The following is an 18,054-nucleotide window of genomic DNA, read 5'->3' as shown; positions in this document are numbered from 1 at the left end:
GGAAACCTCATGTTCTCGCAATTTTTTATCAAACGGCCAATTTTTGCAGCCGTTATTTCACTGTTCTTTTTAATTACCGGTGCTATTGCAGTATGGCAACTACCCATCACCGAATACCCTGAAGTAGTGCCTCCCACTGTTGTGGTAACAGCCAATTACCCAGGGGCTAACCCTAAAGTAATTGCTGAAACCGTCGCCTCGCCATTGGAGCAGGAAATTAACGGTGTGGAAGAGATGCTCTATATGTCTTCTCAGTCCACCTCGGATGGTCGCATGACACTCACCGTGACATTTGCCATCGGCACCGATGTTGATTTAGCCCAGACTCAGGTTCAGGCCCGGGTAGATCGTGCCATGCCACGCTTGCCACAAGAAGTACAACGCTTAGGTGTTGTCACCGAAAAATCATCACCCGATTTAACCATGGTGGTGCATTTAAGTTCGCCAGATGATCGATACGACATGCTCTATCTGTCTAACTATGCGTTGCTGAATGTTAAAGACGAGTTGGCGCGAATTAACGGTGTGGGCACTGTAGAACTGTTCGGCGCCGGTGATTACAGTATGCGGATCTGGCTGGATCCTAATAAGGTCGCGGCTCTTGGTTTATCTCCATCACAAATTACTGACGCAATCCGTGAGCAAAATCAGCAGACAGCTGCCGGAAGCTTAGGTGCTCAGCCAAGTGCTGATGCAGAATTTCAGCTGCTGATAAACGTTAAAGGTCGTTTATCTACCGAAGAAGAGTTTGGCAATATCATTATCAAAGTCGGCGACAACGGTGAGATAAGTTACTTAAAAGATGTCGCTCGTATTGAACTGGGTGCCTCAACCTATGCCCTGCGATCGTTATTAAATAATAAAGACGCCGTGGCTATTCCTATTTTTCAAGCCTCAGGTTCTAACGCGATTCAAATCTCTGACGATGTACGCGCCAAAATGGCAGAGTTATCGAAAAGCTTTCCAGATGGGTTGGCCTACGACATCGTTTATGACCCAACAGTGTTTGTTCGCGGTTCTATTGAGGCGGTAATAAAAACGCTGCTTGAAGCATTAGTACTGGTGGTACTGGTGGTTGTGCTGTTTTTGCAAACCTGGCGTGCATCCATTATTCCTTTGGTGGCAGTACCTGTGTCATTAATAGGTACGTTTGCCTTTATGCATCTTTTAGGTTTTTCACTCAATGCTCTATCGTTGTTTGGTCTGGTATTGGCCATCGGTATCGTCGTTGATGATGCCATCGTAGTGGTTGAAAACGTTGAACGGAATATACGCGAAGGCCTAACACCGATTGCCGCTACGCAAAAAGCAATGAAAGAAGTGACAGGCCCTATCGTGGCTACGACATTAGTATTAGCAGCAGTGTTTATCCCGACAGCCTTTATGTCAGGCTTAACCGGGCAATTTTATAAGCAGTTTGCTTTAACCATTACTATTTCTACTTTTATCTCAGCGATTAATTCGTTAACGCTAAGCCCTGCCCTGTCGGCGCTATTATTAAAAGCACCTGGTGAGAAAAAAGATCTGTTAACACGCGCCATGGACAAACTCTTAGGAGGCTGGTTATTTGGTCCGTTTAATCGCTTCTTTGCCCGTTTATCCAAAGGTTATGGCTGGTTAGTCAAAAAGGTCATTCGCTTTGGCGCGCTGGTTGGCATTATGTATGTTGCACTGCTGGGTTTAACGGGCGTGCAGTTTGCCACTACCCCTTCCGGTTATGTGCCAAGTCAGGACAAACAATATCTGGTGGCGTTTGCTCAATTGCCAGATGCTGCGTCGTTAGAACGTACCGAGGAAGTGATTAAGGAAATGTCGAATATTGCGCTTGAACAACCCGGCGTAATCAGCTCTGTTGCTTTCCCCGGACTGAACATTAACGGTTTTACCAACAGTCCGAACTCCGGCATCGTGTTTACCACCTTAAGCGATTTCAAGGAGCGTAACGATCCGTCAATGTCAGCTGATGCTATCGCAGCAGCGTTAAACCAGAAGTTCGCCGGTATTGAAGATGCCTTTATTGCCATTTTCCCTCCTCCACCAGTACAGGGGCTTGGCACCATTGGTGGGTTCAGGCTGCAAATACAGGACCGCGCCAGTCATGGTTACGAAGAGCTCTACAACGTAACGATGCAGGTCATGCAAAAAGCCTGGGCTACACCTGAGCTGACTGGTATTTTTTCCAGTTATCAGGTCAATGTGCCGCAACTGGATCTGGACATCGATCGCACTAAAGCCAAACAGCAAAATGTGTCACTGGATGAGATATTTCAAACACTGCAGGCTTATATGGGCTCGGTTTATGTCAATGACTTCAACCAGTTTGGTCGTACCTATCAGGTGAATATGCAGGCTGATGAACAGTTTCGTCAGAGTGCGTCACAAATCAGCCAGTTAAAGGTACGTAATAGCGATGGTGAAATGGTTCCTCTGGGTTCCTTTATCAATGTTACTGATACAGCGGGTCCTGACAGGGTCATGCATTACAACGGCTTTACTACCGCTGAAATTAATGGTGGTCCAGCCCCTGGCTACAGTACCGGGGAGGCACAAGCAGCGATTGAGAAAATACTGGCTGAAACATTACCCAATGGCATGACCTATGAATGGACAGAGCTGACTTACCAGCAAATTCTGGCTGGTAATGCCGGGGTATTTATCTATCCGTTGGTGATTATGCTGGTCTTTATGGTGCTGGCAGCCCAGTACGAAAGCTTAAGTTTGCCGCTGGCCATTATTCTGATCATTCCGATGACATTATTGTCAGCACTGAGCGGCGTTTTAATCTACGGCGGGGATAACAATATCCTCACTCAGATAGGGTTGATAGTGCTGGTGGGGCTCGCCACCAAAAATGCCATTTTGATTGTCGAGTTCGCTAAAGAACTACAAGACCATGGAATGAGCGCAATGGGAGCCATTCTGGAAGCGGGACGCTTGCGGTTAAGGCCGATTTTGATGACCTCTATCGCCTTTATTATGGGCGTGGTGCCCATGGTATTTTCAACCGGTGCCGGTGCTGAAATGCGTCAGGCCATGGGTGTGGCCGTGTTCTCCGGCATGATTGGTGTCACCTTCTTTGGCTTAATCCTAACACCATTGTTTTATTACATGCTGGCCAAGCGTGGCGAAACAAAAGCGCTGCCTTCGTCAACGGCAATAACCGATAAGGTGGAGAATACCCATGTATAACAAACACAAACTTACAACAATTGCCATATTGGTGATGACATTAAGCGCCTGCGCTGTAGGACCAGATTATCGGTCACCTGACAAAGTGGCTGATATCACTATTAGCAGCCCTTATCAGCAAGCCGAGTTGGCACAAAGCTGGTGGCAAGCCTTTGATGATGAGTCGCTGAATCGGCTAATAGATCGTGCCCTGGACGAAAACCGGACGTTAGCGCAAGCGAAAGCCAATGTCGACAGAGCTTATGCTGTGTTTCGCGATGCTGATAATGACATTCTGCCAAAAGGCACATTGGACGCGGGTTATCAGGCCAGTGAAAATGCCGTGTTGCAGAGGGAAAATGAGAGCGTGATTCTCCGTGGATATAGTACCGGAGCCAATTTAAGCTGGGATTTGGACTTGTTTGGTAAATTACGTCGTGCCAGTGAAGCCGCTGAAGCCCAGGCTCAGCAGGCGGACATTCTCTGGCACGATGCTCAGGTCCAGTTAATTAGCCAGGTGGCAACCAGCTATGGTGAATACCGTGGTGCCCAGTTGCGCTTAAAAGTAGCAGAGCAAAATTTGCAAAATCTGCAACAGAGTCGCGGCATTGTTATGGCTAGGCTTGAGGCCGGTATGGCCTCAGAGCTGGAGCTTACGCAAATAGATGTGCAACTACATCAAGTAAATGCCTCTATACCGGCATATCGCGTCGCTCTGTTGACTGCAGATGCAACTTTGTCTGCTTTGTTAGGACAGCGGCCCGGTCAACTAGAACTTGATGATGTACCTCGTTTACCTCAGTTAAAACACCCTGTATCCGTGGTGGAAGGTGAAAACTATCTGCGTTATCGAGCGGATGTTGCGAGTAGCGAGCGATTATTGGCTGCCCGTACAGCTGAGATTGGCGTGGCTACCGCCGATTTATATCCGAATGTATCGATAAGCGGTTTTTTGGGCTTTTTATCTGGCCCCGGTTTAACACTGGGTAGCGATACCAAAAGCTGGTCGGTTGCACCCAGTTTAAGTTGGCAGGCTGCGGATTTAGGATCCGTCAGGTCACGTATTCGTCAGGCTGAAGCCAGTTCGCAAATGGCACTCGCACAATTTGAGCAGGAGGTATTTGATGCCATCAATGAAATGCAACTGGCACTTAACAGCTACAACCTTAGCCGTGAGCAACAGTTAAGCACTGAGCTGCAGTGGCAGGCCAGTACCAAAGCGGTAGACATTTCCCGCGAGCGTTATAACGCCGGTAGTGGCGAATTTCTCGACCTGCTCGACTCTGAGCGAGAATTGCTACGCAGCCGCGATCAGTTGGCTCAACTGCAACAACAAAGCTTTCTCCGCTTAGTCGATATTTACCGGAGTTTTGGTGGTGGGATACAGCTGATTTAGTGCGGGTTGTTCCATTAAGTAGCCGCTTCAACGTCCAGCTGTTTAATAATGGAGATCTCTAAAGGTTGGGTTTCGCAGGCTTTATCCAACCAACCAATTTTGGTAGGTTGGGCTGAAGCACGAAGCCCAACAATTAATCTGTTTCACGTGTTGGGCATCATAAATTCAGCCCAATCTACGTTTAATTTTTCACAAGTAGTGTGACCAAAGCCAATAACGACGTATTTATTTTGTGTCTTACTGCTTTAACGGTATCCTCTGCGTCATTGAATCTATTTATAAGCAAGGATAACTTCATCAATGAACAAATTAATATGGCTGTTCGCCTTAATTCTATCTATTTCGTTATCTGGCTGTGGCTATGATGAATTTCAGGGCAGATTTGTGGGCCCGGAAGGTAATATCAGTTATCAGTTTAATACCGATGGAACGCTTGAGATTCATCAGGGAGAAGATGTCACTACTGCCGAGTATGAATATGACAGTGGCGAACAAATGATTAAACTGAAAGCCGAAGAAGATTTACCCACTGATACCCTGACCGTTAAAGATGAAGATCATTTGCAAAGCGGTGATATGACGCTGACTCGTGGTGTCGATTATGCGATGCTTGCCGACACTACCTGGATTGGACAGCAGGGCCAATATACCTTTGCTTTAACGTTCACCATGACTGACAAGGGCATGGAAACGATTTCTGAGCTAGTGACTTATCACGATGAGGATATGACTTATCTTTCCCAGACAGATGACAGCATTACCCGCCTTCGAGGCAATATGCTGTTACTTGATCTTACGCCTTATACAGTTTCAGAAGTTACACGTGATAGTTTCAAAATCACCATTGGTGAAAACAGTATGGTTCTGGAAAAACACCCAAAAGACACTGAAATCACGATTCGGGATGGTTACCAACCAGAAGATGAATAACCTTGATTACTGATGTGCATCCAAACTTTCTGGATAACGTTTTAATTTAATCTAATTATTTCTCAACTTGAGTTACGTTTGTGTGACCTTGTTGCTTGCTTTGAATGTCCATGGTCAATAAGGTTGCCATCTGCTAAGGCATGTTTGGAGATAACAAAATAATGATTTCACCGATGATTCCCGAAGATGAAAAACAAAGACTTGAAAAGCTTAGAGCGCTTAAAATTCTTGATTCGGCACCTGAAGAAAGATTTGATCGACTGACCCGCATGGCCAAGCGTATGTTTGGAGTAGATATCTCAGTGTTGAGCTTGATTGATGATGGGCGCCAATGGTTTAAATCCAAAGCTTCAGAAAATGAGCTTCCTGACGAGACACCGAGAGAAATTTCGTTTTGTGGTCATGCCATATTAGGTGATGACGTATTTGTTATAGAAGATGCTCTGGAGGATCATCGATTTAAAGATAATCCATTGGTTACAGCTAATCCCAACATTCGCTTTTATGCTGGCTATCCACTAAAGATAAATAATGGTAGCGCCCTTGGCACCCTTTGCATCATTGATGATGAACCAAGAGAATTTGATCCGGAAGATTTGCAGTTATTACGCGATCTCGGCGTAATGGCCGAACAGGAAATTGCTGCTTTGCAATTGGCGACACTGGATGATCTGACGTTAATCTCAAATCGCAGAGGCTTTACGGCGCTGGCTAAACACAGTTTGAATGTTTGCCGTCGCAAAGGACTTTCAGCTTCTATCCTGTTGTTTGATTTAAATAAATTTAAACCCATTAATGACCAGTTCGGCCACGCTGAGGGCGACAGAGCGTTAATCGTATTTGCGAATTTCTTGCGGAAAGTTTTCCGTGATTCTGATGTATTCGGCCGTCTTGGTGGTGATGAGTTTGCCGTGTTAATGATGGATGTTGATGCTGAAAATACGCAACGGGTTATTCAACGCTTTGATAACGAAGTAACGAATTATAATCAGGAAGCAGCTCGGGGTTATGATATTGAATACAGTGTGGGTTTTGTAAATAGTCTGGTTGAAAAAGATATTGATGTTAATGTTTTTTTAGCTGCTGCTGATAAAAAAATGTATGCCGAAAAAGGTAATAAGGTTCGTTAATAATTAGCTAAAATTTGAGCGACTAAATACAGTAAAAAGTATCCATCACTATTGCATTTAAAAATATAGATAATGTCAGGTTTAAAACGGAATAATTCTGCTTACACCTATAGATAATATTTGGCATAAGTTGTGCGTTACACGACTCATTCAATCCCCCCTTTAATGATTTTTTTCTGGTAGGCGTCACATAAAATTGATTGCCGATCTGATTATATTTAAATATGCTGGAATAATTAGAACATCAGGTTGATGTTAATGGTTCTCACTTTTTCAAATATACATTCAACAAAACCTGATGAATCTAAATAAAAGGAGCCGGGATTGAAAGCACGTTTGCTCTTATGGATGATAGCGACGAGAAACAGCTTTGTCGCACTTTTGCCGCTCACTTTTCTTCGCGTTATTGCCGAACTTATACTGAACTTTCCCTGGCTTTATTATCAGCAGTCAATGGATCATTGGCTTGGTGCAGATTGGCGTGAACCATTAAGACAAATCATCGATAATTCATTTACTTTGTTTGGTTTGTTACTGGCAGCTATCGTCTCTTCCCAACTTGTTTTTCGTATGCCAGGTTTAACCAAACACCGTGAAATTGCCCCTCCATTAATGGTGGCAATCAGTGCGGTAATTAACTTTCTGATCATCACCGTTTCACTACCCAATATTTCTCCAGTTGAGTTCAGTGCAGAAGTTATTCTTATAGGGATTGTTGTTGGGCTGCTTTCAGCCGAACTAATGCTCTGGGCCGCCAGAAAACCCTATCTTGATCTGCTGAACCTGCCTGTTGATACCGATACTACCTTTTATCAAGCGATGCGCTTAAGCCCGTCGATTATTCTTAGCGGAATGATCTTTTTTATAACGGCTCTGATACTGGCTTCAACACCTGATTTTCCCGACTTTACACAACTTATTATTGATTGGGCACATAACAATGAATATGGAACCTGGATTTTAGGTTCCTTTGTCACTTTAATGAACCAATTGTTCTGGTTTGTGGGTCTTCATGGCAGTATCTTCATATACGGTGCAGCGGATGGAGCGCTATTTTTAGCGAACTTGGATGCAGGATTCAATGCTTCATCTCTGGCGTTTAGAGTCCTGTTCAATAACTTTGTGCATTTGGGCGGATCTGGAGCAACGCTCGGCCTATTAATAGCAATTTTTATTGTTACGCGGCGTGGTGCACAGAATAAAATTGCGAAGATTTCTATAGTCCCTTCTCTGTTCAATATTAATGACATATTGATCTACGGATTACCGATTGTATTTAATCCGTTTTACCTGATTCCATTTGTGCTGATACCGGTTCTATTGATGTTGATATCACTGGCCGCTTTGCAGTTTGGATTGATCACTATTTACGATTCCGCAATTGTGGGTTGGACAACGCCCCCTTTATTATCAGGCTGGCTACTGACGGAATCCTGGCGTGGTGTTGCTCTGCAAGTTCTGTTAATCGCTATCAGCACCTTGAGCTACCTGCCCTTTGTGAAAAAAGCTGAAAAACACCGTCAGCAACAGTCTTTAGATGCTTTTACACAGGCATCAGACACGATAATCAAGGTGGGCAATACAAGACAAAAAATTATTACCCGCCAGGATAAGGTTGGCATGATTGCCCGGGATCTTGCTGTTGATATGCAAAATGCGATTAAACAGAATTCGCTGACACTGGTCTATCAACCCAAGCATGATCGTCAGGGGCAAATCGTTGGTGTTGAAGCCCTGCTTCGCTGGACGCATCCAAGATATGGTTTTATCTCTCCTATTGTGATCATCGCTGTCGCCGAAGATAGTGAATTGATTCATCATCTGGGCCGATGGGTAATCAAGCAGGCTTGTGCCTGCAAAGCTCGCTGGAATGCCGCAGGATATAAAGCATTAACTGTCGCGGTAAATATTTCTCCACTTCAGTTAACAGATAAGGATTTACCTTTTTATATTACGAAATATATTAAGGATTACGGTATATCGGCAGAAGAACTTGAATTGGAAATTACCGAATCTTCTGAAATTCCCGATACCAGCCTGACAGATTTGATTTTACAACAGCTGGTCGAAACCGGTGTGCATCTGGCAATGGATGATTTCGGCATGGGCTATTCATCATTGTTATATATGCGCCGCTTTCAAGTGAATGCAATAAAAATTGATGGTTCCATTACACGGGACGTTCTGGTCAATGACACTAATGCAGATATTGTCAGGACAATATGTTCACTGGGAAAAGCACAAAGAGTGCATGTGGTGGCAGAATACGTGGAAACCAAAGAACAACGCGAAGTGTTGTCTGAAATGGGCTGCGATATTTTTCAAGGCTATTATCACAGCCCACCAATAGCAGAATCGAATTGTTTAAACTATTTCCAATTGCACAATGGTTTAGTCCAGGGAAAACTTTTGATTTAACAATAAAATAAGGCTTGAGCGAACACCCCTTACTCAAGCCTTATTTATACCAACTAATTATGGATTTAGTCTTCTACCAAAACTAATTGCATAACTCACAGGGCGAGCTAAAAGAATAGGATCGTCTGTTGGGCTTATGCCTTCCGGGATAGCCAACGGGTTAAACATATTAGCTTTTGCATAACTTTCACCGTCCGTCATGATTTCAGTAAGCGTCAATGTTCCGAGCTGCACTATTTTTCTCTCTGTTGGCCACACAACTGTAGGATCAGTGATTACATCTCCCTCTTCAGCTATTTGCAGGGCAATTGTAAACTTAGCCGCGCCAGTATCATTTAATCTCTCTGGCAATTCATCCTGTAGATAATTGTTAGCAGCGTTTTTTCGTTCTTCATCTGAAAGGTACTCTGTGCCATTCACCGGAGTAATGAGGTAACGGCCATAAACGGTTTTACCTTGTTCATTTTCAAATTCAAATGCATTAATGCCATGGAATTTTTCAGTGGCATAACTCACTGGAGCGGGCTTAGGTAATTGCACAAAGGTTAGCGTTTCGGGATGTTGTTCCAGAAAAGCTTCTATTGGTGTCGGTTTAGCTTGTGAGTTTGCCGAATCTTTGATGGCTGTTAATAATCCAAGAAAATCTTCAGGTGTCTTGACTGGGAATCGTTCTACCGAAATCACCACCATATCGGTATATTCCTCTTCCGGTAACATAAACCTTATCGCCATGCCTTTAGGAAAACCATCCGGGCTTGAATCCGCGATATCGGGCACACCGCTGGCGTTTGAAAACCGAACCACCACATCTGTTTTAGGGGTATTAAAGTGAGGTGCATAGGTGATATCAGAGGCTTCTTTCGATGCTTCAAAATAACCAGAAGCCATGATCCCTTTCGCATGATTAGAACGTATTCCTGGATGAGGGCCACCGGCAAGCTCCGAGAGTGTATCAACCAGTCTTTCGGTGACTGGCAGTTCATCGGCACTCAGCGTATAAGACGACATAATGCCCAGTAGCAAACCGATATTAAGAATTATTTTTTTCATATGACTTTCCTTGTAGATAAATTAAGCAACAACTTTTATGACGTGTGGTACGGCGATATTCCAACAGTTAATTATTAAGGTTTTACGATGCTGACCACTTTTTTTAATCTCTATTTCAATTGCTTGACGTCATTCAATCAAACACAGACGAATATTAATCTACTTTAAAGTCGCTGAGCATCAGTATTTGGCAATATTATTGAGCGTAAGATTAGATTAATCAGGCCGCTGAAAATGATTAGTCGTTGTACAATAGTCCATTATTTTTCTATCCAACTTCAAGGGAGCTTTCATGAAGATTCAAAGCCATTTTGCCGATCTTGATACACCTACTGGTGTGATGCGTACCTATATTCATCGTCCTGTTGGTGAAGGCAGCTACCCTGTCATTTTGTTTTATTCCGAAATTTTTCAGCAAACCGGCCCGATTGAGCGTGCGGCCAGATTAATGGCCAGTCATGGTTATGCCGTATTAGTCCCCGAAGTATTCCATGAGCTAAATCCGATTGGTACGGTGCTGGGTTATGACGATGCCGGTCGCGATAAAGGCAATGCCGATAAAGAAAACAAAGATGTGCAGGGCTATGACACCGATAACGAAGCGTTAATCAAATTTGCCAAGCAACAATCCTGGTGCAATGGTCAATTTGGAGCGATGGGTTATTGCATTGGCGGTCATCTGGCTTTTCGTGCAGTACTGCAACCTGAAGTGAAAGGCACTGCTTGTTTTTATGCTACCGATTTACATATTCAGAAGATCCCGAATAAACCGGGTCAACACAGTATGGAACGTCTGGCAGATATCAAAGGCGAATTGCTGATGATCTGGGGCAAACAGGATAACCATGTTCCCTCAGAAGGCCGCACACTGATCTACAGCAAACTCAACGAAACAGACATTCCGTTTACCTGGCATGAATTCAATGCCGAACATGCGTTTATGCGTGATGAGGGTGATGGTGGCCGTTATGATGCCCAAACAGCACAGATTGGTTATCAACTGGCGTTGAATCTGTTTAGCAGAACGTTGCGTTAAACACGACGTTCCCACGCAGAGCATGGGGAACGAGGTTAATAAATTAAATGAATACATCTGGCTCCCATGCTCTACGTGGGAGCCAGTTTGAATCTGATTCCCTATCCTCTGTAGAAATCACATAACTGAGCTGTCCATCGAATGAATAATACAGCTAAATCGGTCTATACCCTGTTCAATTGGAATATTCTGATCCTGCCGACCGATGAGGAAATATTTGTTGGTTTGTGCAATCGACCGGAAACTGTTCCACCCTTTGCGCCACCCGATGCAGCAGATGATTTATTGCCTTTTATCCTGCAAAACAGTAGCGCCATATCAGAATTCAACGATAAAACCGGCGTCGGATTTGATAGTGATGGCAGTCGTTATGTATTGATTGGCAAAGCTTCCGATCCCACCGGTATGATTCGTTTTAGTGTCTGGCAGATGATGAAGCCGGATGAGATTCGCTGGAAGTACGAGTTTATTGATTAGACCATTTGCGTTACCACGCAGGTGTGTGGAAACGAGATCTTACCGTTTCTGGCTCCCATGGTCTTCCGTGGAAGCCCTATTCTCTAGGGCGGTAATGCGATATAAGTACCATCATTACGTTTGGTCAACTCTCGCATCAATATGCTGAATCTGTCAGTACTGTTAACGGATAAAAAGCCTACTCCGTGAATTTTGGCCAGTCGTCGCCCATTACTGAGTTGCTTGTTCTGTTTGGTTAACCGATCAATAACCGGATCATACGATGAGCCGGTGTAATCATCGCCAAATACATAGATTGAAGTAGTGATATTGGGTTTGGCATATTTTCTCAACGCCATTTCCACACCTTCCACCGGACTGCTGTTGGATACCACTGACCAATTCTCAAACATTTTGATGGCACTGTTTCGTGTAGAGGGCGTATCCGGCATCCAGCGACCATCGTAGCCGGAGATCATCGATGTCCCCATATCATTTAATATCTGGAAGCCTTTCACTTCAGGGTGAATATTCAGCACATTCACCACTTCTCTGGATACCCGTGACCAGATCTGTTTCATACTGCCAGACGTGTCGATAATGAACACCACATAATCGCTGTCAACCGGAATACCGCCTACTTCTGCGGAACGCTTATCAGCAGATTTCCTTGGCGTTGGCAAAGCCGCCTGCCTTAGGCGTGATTCCACCAGACTCAGTCCCGAAATACTTTCTTCCAGTGCGGCATTTTTTTGTTGCAGTGCTTTGAGCTGATTTTCCAAAGAAGATTCGGCCTGAGCAATAGCCTGTTTTTCACCCGATAAGGCTTCTAACGTCGAAAGCTCCTGTTCAATTTGCTGACTTACTTCAGCCACCGAGTTTTCCAGACCAATCAACGAGGCCAGTAAACTGCTGATATCATCGGCACCAGCAGTGGAAACATCGACATCGGTTTTAGAGATCAATATCAACATGACGACGGCCCCAAACCCACAGGAAATCACGTCCAGAAAAGACAGACTGAATATATCGATGCCTTTTCTACGATGTTTCATGGCCAGTTACTCGCCGGACTGATCAGTAATCCGCCGGTGGTGGCAGCCCAAATCCAATATTGATTCACGGCATCGGGATCACCTTCTAGCGGCAGCAAAATGACATCGACCTGCACTCCCCGCTTACCGCTTTCGTTGATGGTTTGCTGAAACAATTTCACTCGGCATTCACCCGAAATCGTCTGCGCATTACCGGTAAGCGAACTGCAACTGGAGAAAGGGTTCAGACTACGATATTGCGATTCACCTTTGGTCGGTAGACCGTCAGTAATCACGTAGAGGTTGGTTGGTGAAAACTGATTTACGGTGTTCAAGCCTTTTTGCAGGTTCGTCGCCCCTTCGGGGACAATGGCATTTAACTCACTGATGATTGATGCAGTCGTTTGTGATGCACTGGCTTTTTGCCAACCTTTTTTATCACCCAATACCTTGGCATCTTCACTAAAAGCCACTACCACCACGTCACTGTTTTCCGGTGTTCGTGCCAGCAACCATTCAACGACATTTTTAGTGCGTTGCCATTTGGCGGCATTCTTTTTGTTTTGCTGGGAACTGCTTTTGGTGCGAATAATATCAATCAGTTTTTCATTGGTCATTGAAGCGCTGGTATCAACCAGAATCGCTATTTTGGGGCCTTCAACTTTCAGTCCTAACAGATAGTTTTCTTCATTGATACGAGGAGCTTCAACCAAATCCTGTTGTTTTTGTGGCACTTTAATGGAGGTAATACTGGATTTAAGTTCATCCAGTTCACTTTCAGATCGTTGGACTTGCTGACTCTGACTCGCCAGTGTTGACTGCTTATCATCCAGTTGTTTTTTTAACGCCTGATAACGGGCATTTTCACTGCTTAACTGTTCTCTTATTTGACCCAATGTGGTCTCAGCATCATCCCTCACCTGTTCAAGCTGACTGATATCCTGTTTAAGATTATCGATTTCAACCGGGGTTTCATCAATTTTCTGTTTGACCAACATAAACACAAGGATAACCGCGCCGAGGCCACAGGACATGATATCCAGAAATGCCAGACTGGAACCTTCGGCTTTTTTACGACGGTAAGCCATGTTGCGTTAGCGAATGCGTCTCAACAGGTATTTGTCGCAATAGCTTTGGGTATCGACAATCTGGCTATCCTGCATTCGTTGCAGTTGATGGAACAAAAACATCAGAAAGATGCTGATCAACAAAGCGACCAACGTCGAATTAAATGCCAGCCCAAGACTATCAGTCATGCCGGAAATATCGCCAGCGAGTGCTTGATCAGCTTGTGAAAGCGCCTGACCGATACCACGCACTGTGCCAATAAAGCCGATAGAGGGAATGGCCCAGATCAGATAGCGGATCATGGAGTTTTCAGAGTCTTGTTTTACAGCCAATGCTTCAAGATTACTTTCAATGGCATCTGACAGGTTTTGCACATTGTTGGTCGAGCTGTAACGCCATAATGAGGCACGTAAAGTCTGAACCAGTGGCGAAGAGATTAAATCCTGGGGGATCTCACTATCCAACCGATGAATAATACGGTTTACATCCAGTTCTTTATGCTCAGATTTATCAATTGGTTGCTCATTATTGTTGGTTGGATCTTCAATTAAATCAACGCTGTACAGGTATTTTGTTTTGAGAATCTCACGGTATGAACTGGCAATTAAAAAACAGCCCCAAAACATCAGAATAAAACAGATTTCCTGTTCGTAGTCTTTGATGATAACCACAATATTACGTGGTGATGATTGCTGCTGTTGTAAGGCAAGTTCAACCAGTTGTGCAGCCTCTGGCCGGATAAAGCCGATATAAATCATGTGCACCACAATGATCGATACGATCAAGGCGGCAAAGCTTTTCATCAGATCATTCATCTTCAGATATCCACTGGGAACGAAACGGGGGAGTTCAGACTGATAACCGATTTACCTGCCCAGGCATTGTGAATCATCAACGATAAGACCACTAACAACATGATTGAAGCCCCAATCAGTAAAATTCTTTTGAATAGCATCATTCATTCCCTCCAGATAAAAATCGGCCGATTCTAAAGCCCAGAATATCGCGACCCAGCTCTGCACCATCGCGGTAGGACGCTCTTAATTCACTGAGTGATCCAGAACGCCAGTTTGCGCCTTTTATCACACGCATTGCTATGGTTGAAGTATCAAGAACCTGTGGATAAACGGTATCCAGTTTCGGCACCGTTAGTGAGTAACTGTCGTGAGTCCATTCGCTGACATTGCCTCCCAAATCGTAAAGCCCAGACTTTTCTCGGTCAAAGCTCTTCACTGGAGCAATACCGGTATAACCATCATAAAATCTTGGCACATATAGCTTCACACTGCCTTTGGCAGATTCATCGGCAATATTCACGGCTTTGGTTGGGATGGTTTTATCGTTGCCCCAGACGAACAAAGTTTGTTCGGGTTTACCAGCTTTTCGAGCCAGCCATTCCCACTCCGCTTCCATTAATAATCGATAGCCATCAGCATTGCTATTAATTTGATTCAGCTGATTGCCTTGCAGCTGGTAAACGGGGGTTAAACCTTCCTGCTGGCTTAACCAGTTGCAAAATTTGACCGCTTCCAGCCAGCTCAAATTAGTGATCGGTAATTTGCCATCGCCAGATTTACTGCTATCAAATTGCTGGAACTCAGCGTTAGTCACTTCATGTGTGCCGGCATAAAAAGGTCGGTTGAGTCGGACCTGTTTTAAAAACTCGTTGGCACGTTGCCCCGGCTCATCTCTTCCTGCCCCCATTTTAATAATGTCGTTGGGGAAAAAAAGTGCCATTTCACCACCGGCTTTGGTTTTATACACTCTCGGAGCTTCAGCTTTTCTGGCTTGCGCCTCGGGGAGTAAAGTAACGGATATTTTTTGTGGTTCACTCGCCGTTGGAGTAATGCTTTTCGAGATCGTTCGATATCCCTGCAGGCTGAACTGTACATCATGAGGAACGGCATTTAATTCCAACTCAATTGGCGTATTTCCTACCGCTTTTCCATCAATTTTCACTTCAGCAGTTGGCGTGGATAGAATTTCCACCTTACCCATTTCTTTTTGCAGAGTGAGATCAAGGGTTCTTTTTTCATTGGTGTCCAAAGTGAACGTTTCAGTTTTGGAGAAAAATCCCGGCTTTGAATAGTGCAACCGGTGCTGTTTACCCGCTTCAACCGAAAGGCGATCCTGATTATCGATTCGCAGCCCATTCAATGTCAGTTGACCACCTGAGGGTTGAAGATTTAACCGTACACCCGCCGTTTCTGCAGATAAACGATAGTTTCTTTCTATCGTCGGGCTGGGATTTTTTATCTCAATGGTTTCTTCGGTGGTTTCATATTTTTGCAGTGTTAACTGCACATCATGAAAACCCCCTTGCAGTGGTACGGTGAGCGGTGTTTTGCCAACTTCAACAGCATCTACCATTACCATTGCGCCACTTGGCACCGAATTTACAACAAACTCACCCTGCAGCGGTTGCAGTTCAACATTACGGGTGACTGTTTCACCACGGCTGAGTGTCAGATCGAGCGTCGTCATTTGATAATGTGGATGCTTTGCAAGGAGCTGATGGTCGCCCGCAGGGAGTTCGTACTCAAGATGATTTGCTACTGCAATGATTTCATCGTCTATCAGCCATTGAGTGAGATTATCGTCAAGCGATGTGGACAATATAATCTTAGCTGGCAACGGGGTTAATGTAACCGTAATGACTTTGCCAGTATCAGCTCGTTCAATGGTTTTTCTAAGAGGGTAAAAGCCTTTCGCAGTTACTTGAATTTGGGTGGATTCAGCAAGCGAATATACTGAATCCAAAATAACCATTGCCAGCCAGGACTCGGCGTTAATTGATACATCAGAAGCATCATCCGGCTGAACCTCAACCCGGGTCCCCCTTGATGCAAAGATCACTGTCACTATAATCAGGAAAACCAGCACAAATATCGTCAATAACCACAGATACATTCTGTGCTGACGTTTACGGGCAAGTTCCAGCTGCTGGTTAAATTGGCTCATCACATACCAGTGTCAGACTAAAACGGTTTACGTCGTAGGGAATAGTAACTTCAACTAACTTTGACTTGTAACCCTGCCGTTTACCTTCAAAAGTATATTGGCCGGGTTTAAGCTGAATCACTTTTGAATCAACCACACCTACATTACCAACACCCCGCACCAGAATATGTGTTTGATTATCGGAGCGGACTTCAACAGGAACAGTCTGGTTCACTGCGGTTAATACCGTTTCCAGTTCACGGCTTTTACGGGTCAGCGAGAGGCTTTGATTACGATATGCTGCGGCAGCATTAATGGCACCACGCGCCTGCTCTGCCAGTTGGCTGTTTGACAGTCGATAAGGCGATTTCAGGTAGTCATCGATCTGTTTATCCAATGACAATATGTTATTGGCCATGGTCAGTTTTTCTGTGGCCGATTGGTTATTGGGGTTTTCCTTAACCACCTGCTCAAGATTGTTTTTTACAGCTTGCCAGTTATCATTAGACTCTGCCTTTGCCGCGTTGGTCAGACCCGACTGAATTCGCTGGTTTTTTTCATATTGTTGTATCGCAGTATTTACATCACTCAGTTCGGCTCGATTGGAGTAGATATTTCGAGCCTGACTCAATGCTGATTTGGCCGCTTCAATGCGACCATCATCAATCGCAGCATAGGATTGGGAGATAAGCGATTGAAATTTTTGATTATTGAGTGTGGTTTGTAACGCCTGAGCACGTTGCTTCAACGCTTCTCTTTCTGGCGTCAGCGTTAATAACTGGTTGATTAATCTCAGCTCGGTCTGGGGATTATTTTCGACATTAGCGACTTCAATTTGCTCAACTAAAGATGCAATCTCCGGTAATTGCTCAATTCTTTCTGCTAACGCCGAAGCCTGATTAGAACTACTATCCAACATCAATGCTTTTGAAATTGCTGTTTTAGCTTGTTCATACTGATTGTCATCAAAAGCCTGTTGAGCGTTTTGCATGGCCGATTCAAATTGATTCTGGCTGTCTGAAATAGCAGTTTCAGCCAGTTTAATCAAAGCATCTAATGTCGCATTAGCCTGAGCATATTTCGCTTCACCAAACTGTTCTATTGCAGCACTTTCATTTGTATTTAAACGATCAGCCAGCGGTTCATCCCACTTTGGCAGATCGATCTTGTTTAACTCGGGTTTAATTGTATTTTCAAAATGGGCATAGGCTTCGAGATATTGCTGACGCAAGGTTTCACTGTCCTGGTTGCCATTTTCCTGAGGTGAGCTTTCAACAATATCCAGTGGCTGCTCAGTTTCGACGCTAGTGGAACGGGTTTTGGGGACTGACGCCCACAAAATTAACGCCACGCAAAACACGCTCAGCAAAATGATAATAAGCAGTGTTTTGAAGAATAATTTTCGTTTAGCGAGTTTAGCCTCAGCGA

At 44.4% G+C, this 18,054-nt stretch carries 14 protein-coding genes; 7 read left to right on the top strand and 7 right to left on the bottom strand.

What is annotated here, in order from left to right:
- The first annotated feature begins 9 nt into the window (after positions 1 to 9).
- From B4F66_RS03110 to B4F66_RS03090, 5 genes are all read left to right on the top strand, one after another.
- The gene (locus B4F66_RS03110; protein WP_292356961.1) at positions 10 to 3,189 is read left to right on the top strand and encodes an efflux RND transporter permease subunit; all 3,180 of its coding nucleotides are present in this window, start codon (positions 10 to 12) and stop codon (positions 3,187 to 3,189) included.
- Positions 3,182 to 4,564 (top strand): efflux transporter outer membrane subunit, encoded by a 1,383-nt coding sequence (locus B4F66_RS03105; protein ID WP_292356963.1) that lies wholly within the window; start codon positions 3,182 to 3,184, stop codon positions 4,562 to 4,564. Before B4F66_RS03110 ends, B4F66_RS03105 begins: the two co-directional genes overlap by 8 nt.
- Positions 4,565 to 4,864: 300 nt before the next feature.
- Entirely contained in the window at positions 4,865 to 5,494 is a 630-nt protein-coding gene (locus tag B4F66_RS03100; protein ID WP_292356965.1) for a lipocalin-like domain-containing protein, read from the top strand.
- 161 nt (positions 5,495 to 5,655) lie between these two features.
- Entirely contained in the window at positions 5,656 to 6,624 is a 969-nt protein-coding gene (locus B4F66_RS03095) for a sensor domain-containing diguanylate cyclase (protein ID WP_292356967.1), read from the top strand.
- 324 nt (positions 6,625 to 6,948) lie between these two features.
- Positions 6,949 to 9,042 (top strand): EAL domain-containing protein, encoded by a 2,094-nt coding sequence (locus tag B4F66_RS03090; protein ID WP_292356969.1) that lies wholly within the window; start codon positions 6,949 to 6,951, stop codon positions 9,040 to 9,042.
- 57 nt (positions 9,043 to 9,099) lie between these two features.
- Here B4F66_RS03090 and B4F66_RS03085 read toward each other — a convergent pair whose 3' ends face one another.
- Positions 9,100 to 10,092 carry a catalase family peroxidase gene (locus tag B4F66_RS03085; protein WP_292356971.1) on the bottom strand — a complete coding sequence of 331 codons (993 nt, stop codon included), beginning with the start codon at positions 10,090 to 10,092 and terminating at the stop codon, positions 9,100 to 9,102.
- A 292-nt stretch (positions 10,093 to 10,384) separates the two neighbouring features.
- On the opposite strand from B4F66_RS03085, the gene B4F66_RS03080 reads away from it, so the two are divergent.
- Both B4F66_RS03080 and B4F66_RS03075 read left to right on the top strand, forming a co-directional pair.
- Positions 10,385 to 11,128 (top strand): dienelactone hydrolase family protein, encoded by a 744-nt coding sequence (locus B4F66_RS03080; RefSeq protein WP_292356973.1) that lies wholly within the window; start codon positions 10,385 to 10,387, stop codon positions 11,126 to 11,128.
- Between the two features lie 141 nt (positions 11,129 to 11,269).
- Positions 11,270 to 11,605: a hypothetical protein gene (locus B4F66_RS03075; protein WP_292356975.1), complete on the top strand. Its 336-nt coding sequence runs from the start codon at positions 11,270 to 11,272 to the stop codon at positions 11,603 to 11,605.
- A gap of 83 nt (positions 11,606 to 11,688) precedes the next feature.
- On the opposite strand, the gene B4F66_RS03070 is transcribed toward B4F66_RS03075, so the two are convergent.
- From B4F66_RS03070 to B4F66_RS03045, 6 genes are read right to left on the bottom strand one after another with little or no spacing between them, the layout of a single operon-like run.
- Positions 11,689 to 12,639, bottom strand: a complete 951-nt coding sequence (locus B4F66_RS03070; RefSeq protein WP_292356977.1) for a coiled-coil domain-containing protein — start codon at positions 12,637 to 12,639, stop codon at positions 11,689 to 11,691.
- Positions 12,636 to 13,706, bottom strand: a complete 1,071-nt coding sequence (locus B4F66_RS03065; RefSeq protein WP_292356979.1) for a VWA domain-containing protein — start codon at positions 13,704 to 13,706, stop codon at positions 12,636 to 12,638. The genes B4F66_RS03070 and B4F66_RS03065 overlap by 4 nt, the downstream gene beginning before the upstream one ends.
- 6 nt (positions 13,707 to 13,712) lie before the next feature.
- Positions 13,713 to 14,501 carry a MotA/TolQ/ExbB proton channel family protein gene (locus tag B4F66_RS03060; protein ID WP_292356981.1) on the bottom strand — a complete coding sequence of 263 codons (789 nt, stop codon included), beginning with the start codon at positions 14,499 to 14,501 and terminating at the stop codon, positions 13,713 to 13,715.
- A 2-nt stretch (positions 14,502 to 14,503) separates the two neighbouring features.
- Positions 14,504 to 14,644, bottom strand: a complete 141-nt coding sequence (locus tag B4F66_RS03055; protein ID WP_292401514.1) for a hypothetical protein — start codon at positions 14,642 to 14,644, stop codon at positions 14,504 to 14,506.
- Positions 14,641 to 16,647: a PEGA domain-containing protein gene (locus B4F66_RS03050; protein WP_292356986.1), complete on the bottom strand. Its 2,007-nt coding sequence runs from the start codon at positions 16,645 to 16,647 to the stop codon at positions 14,641 to 14,643. Before B4F66_RS03050 ends, B4F66_RS03055 begins: the two co-directional genes overlap by 4 nt.
- Positions 16,634 to 17,977, bottom strand: a complete 1,344-nt coding sequence (locus tag B4F66_RS03045) for a hypothetical protein (RefSeq protein WP_292356988.1) — start codon at positions 17,975 to 17,977, stop codon at positions 16,634 to 16,636. The genes B4F66_RS03050 and B4F66_RS03045 overlap by 14 nt, the downstream gene beginning before the upstream one ends.
- Positions 17,978 to 18,054: the final 77 nt, after the last annotated feature.

This window comes from Methylophaga sp. UBA3603 (assembly GCF_002375335.1).
Lineage (GTDB): Bacteria > Pseudomonadota > Gammaproteobacteria > Nitrosococcales > Methylophagaceae > Methylophaga.
This window is presented reverse-complemented; position numbering and strand designations above follow the sequence as displayed.

Excerpts from the sequence above, each read along its gene's own strand:
- B4F66_RS03110 (WP_292356961.1), top strand. The coding sequence starts at position 10 with ATGTTCTCGCAATTTTTTATCAAACGGCCAATTTTTGCAGCCGTTATT.
- B4F66_RS03105 (WP_292356963.1), top strand. The coding sequence starts at position 3,182 with ATGTATAACAAACACAAACTTACAACAATTGCCATATTGGTGATGACA.
- B4F66_RS03100 (WP_292356965.1), top strand. The coding sequence starts at position 4,865 with ATGAACAAATTAATATGGCTGTTCGCCTTAATTCTATCTATTTCGTTA.
- B4F66_RS03095 (WP_292356967.1), top strand. The coding sequence starts at position 5,656 with ATGATTTCACCGATGATTCCCGAAGATGAAAAACAAAGACTTGAAAAG.
- B4F66_RS03085 (WP_292356971.1), bottom strand. The coding sequence starts at position 10,092 with ATGAAAAAAATAATTCTTAATATCGGTTTGCTACTGGGCATTATGTCG.
- B4F66_RS03080 (WP_292356973.1), top strand. The coding sequence starts at position 10,385 with ATGAAGATTCAAAGCCATTTTGCCGATCTTGATACACCTACTGGTGTG.
- B4F66_RS03075 (WP_292356975.1), top strand. The coding sequence starts at position 11,270 with ATGAATAATACAGCTAAATCGGTCTATACCCTGTTCAATTGGAATATT.
- B4F66_RS03070 (WP_292356977.1), bottom strand. The coding sequence starts at position 12,639 with ATGAAACATCGTAGAAAAGGCATCGATATATTCAGTCTGTCTTTTCTG.
- B4F66_RS03065 (WP_292356979.1), bottom strand. The coding sequence starts at position 13,706 with ATGGCTTACCGTCGTAAAAAAGCCGAAGGTTCCAGTCTGGCATTTCTG.
- B4F66_RS03060 (WP_292356981.1), bottom strand. The coding sequence starts at position 14,501 with ATGAATGATCTGATGAAAAGCTTTGCCGCCTTGATCGTATCGATCATT.
- B4F66_RS03055 (WP_292401514.1), bottom strand. The coding sequence starts at position 14,644 with ATGATGCTATTCAAAAGAATTTTACTGATTGGGGCTTCAATCATGTTG.
- B4F66_RS03050 (WP_292356986.1), bottom strand. The coding sequence starts at position 16,647 with ATGAGCCAATTTAACCAGCAGCTGGAACTTGCCCGTAAACGTCAGCAC.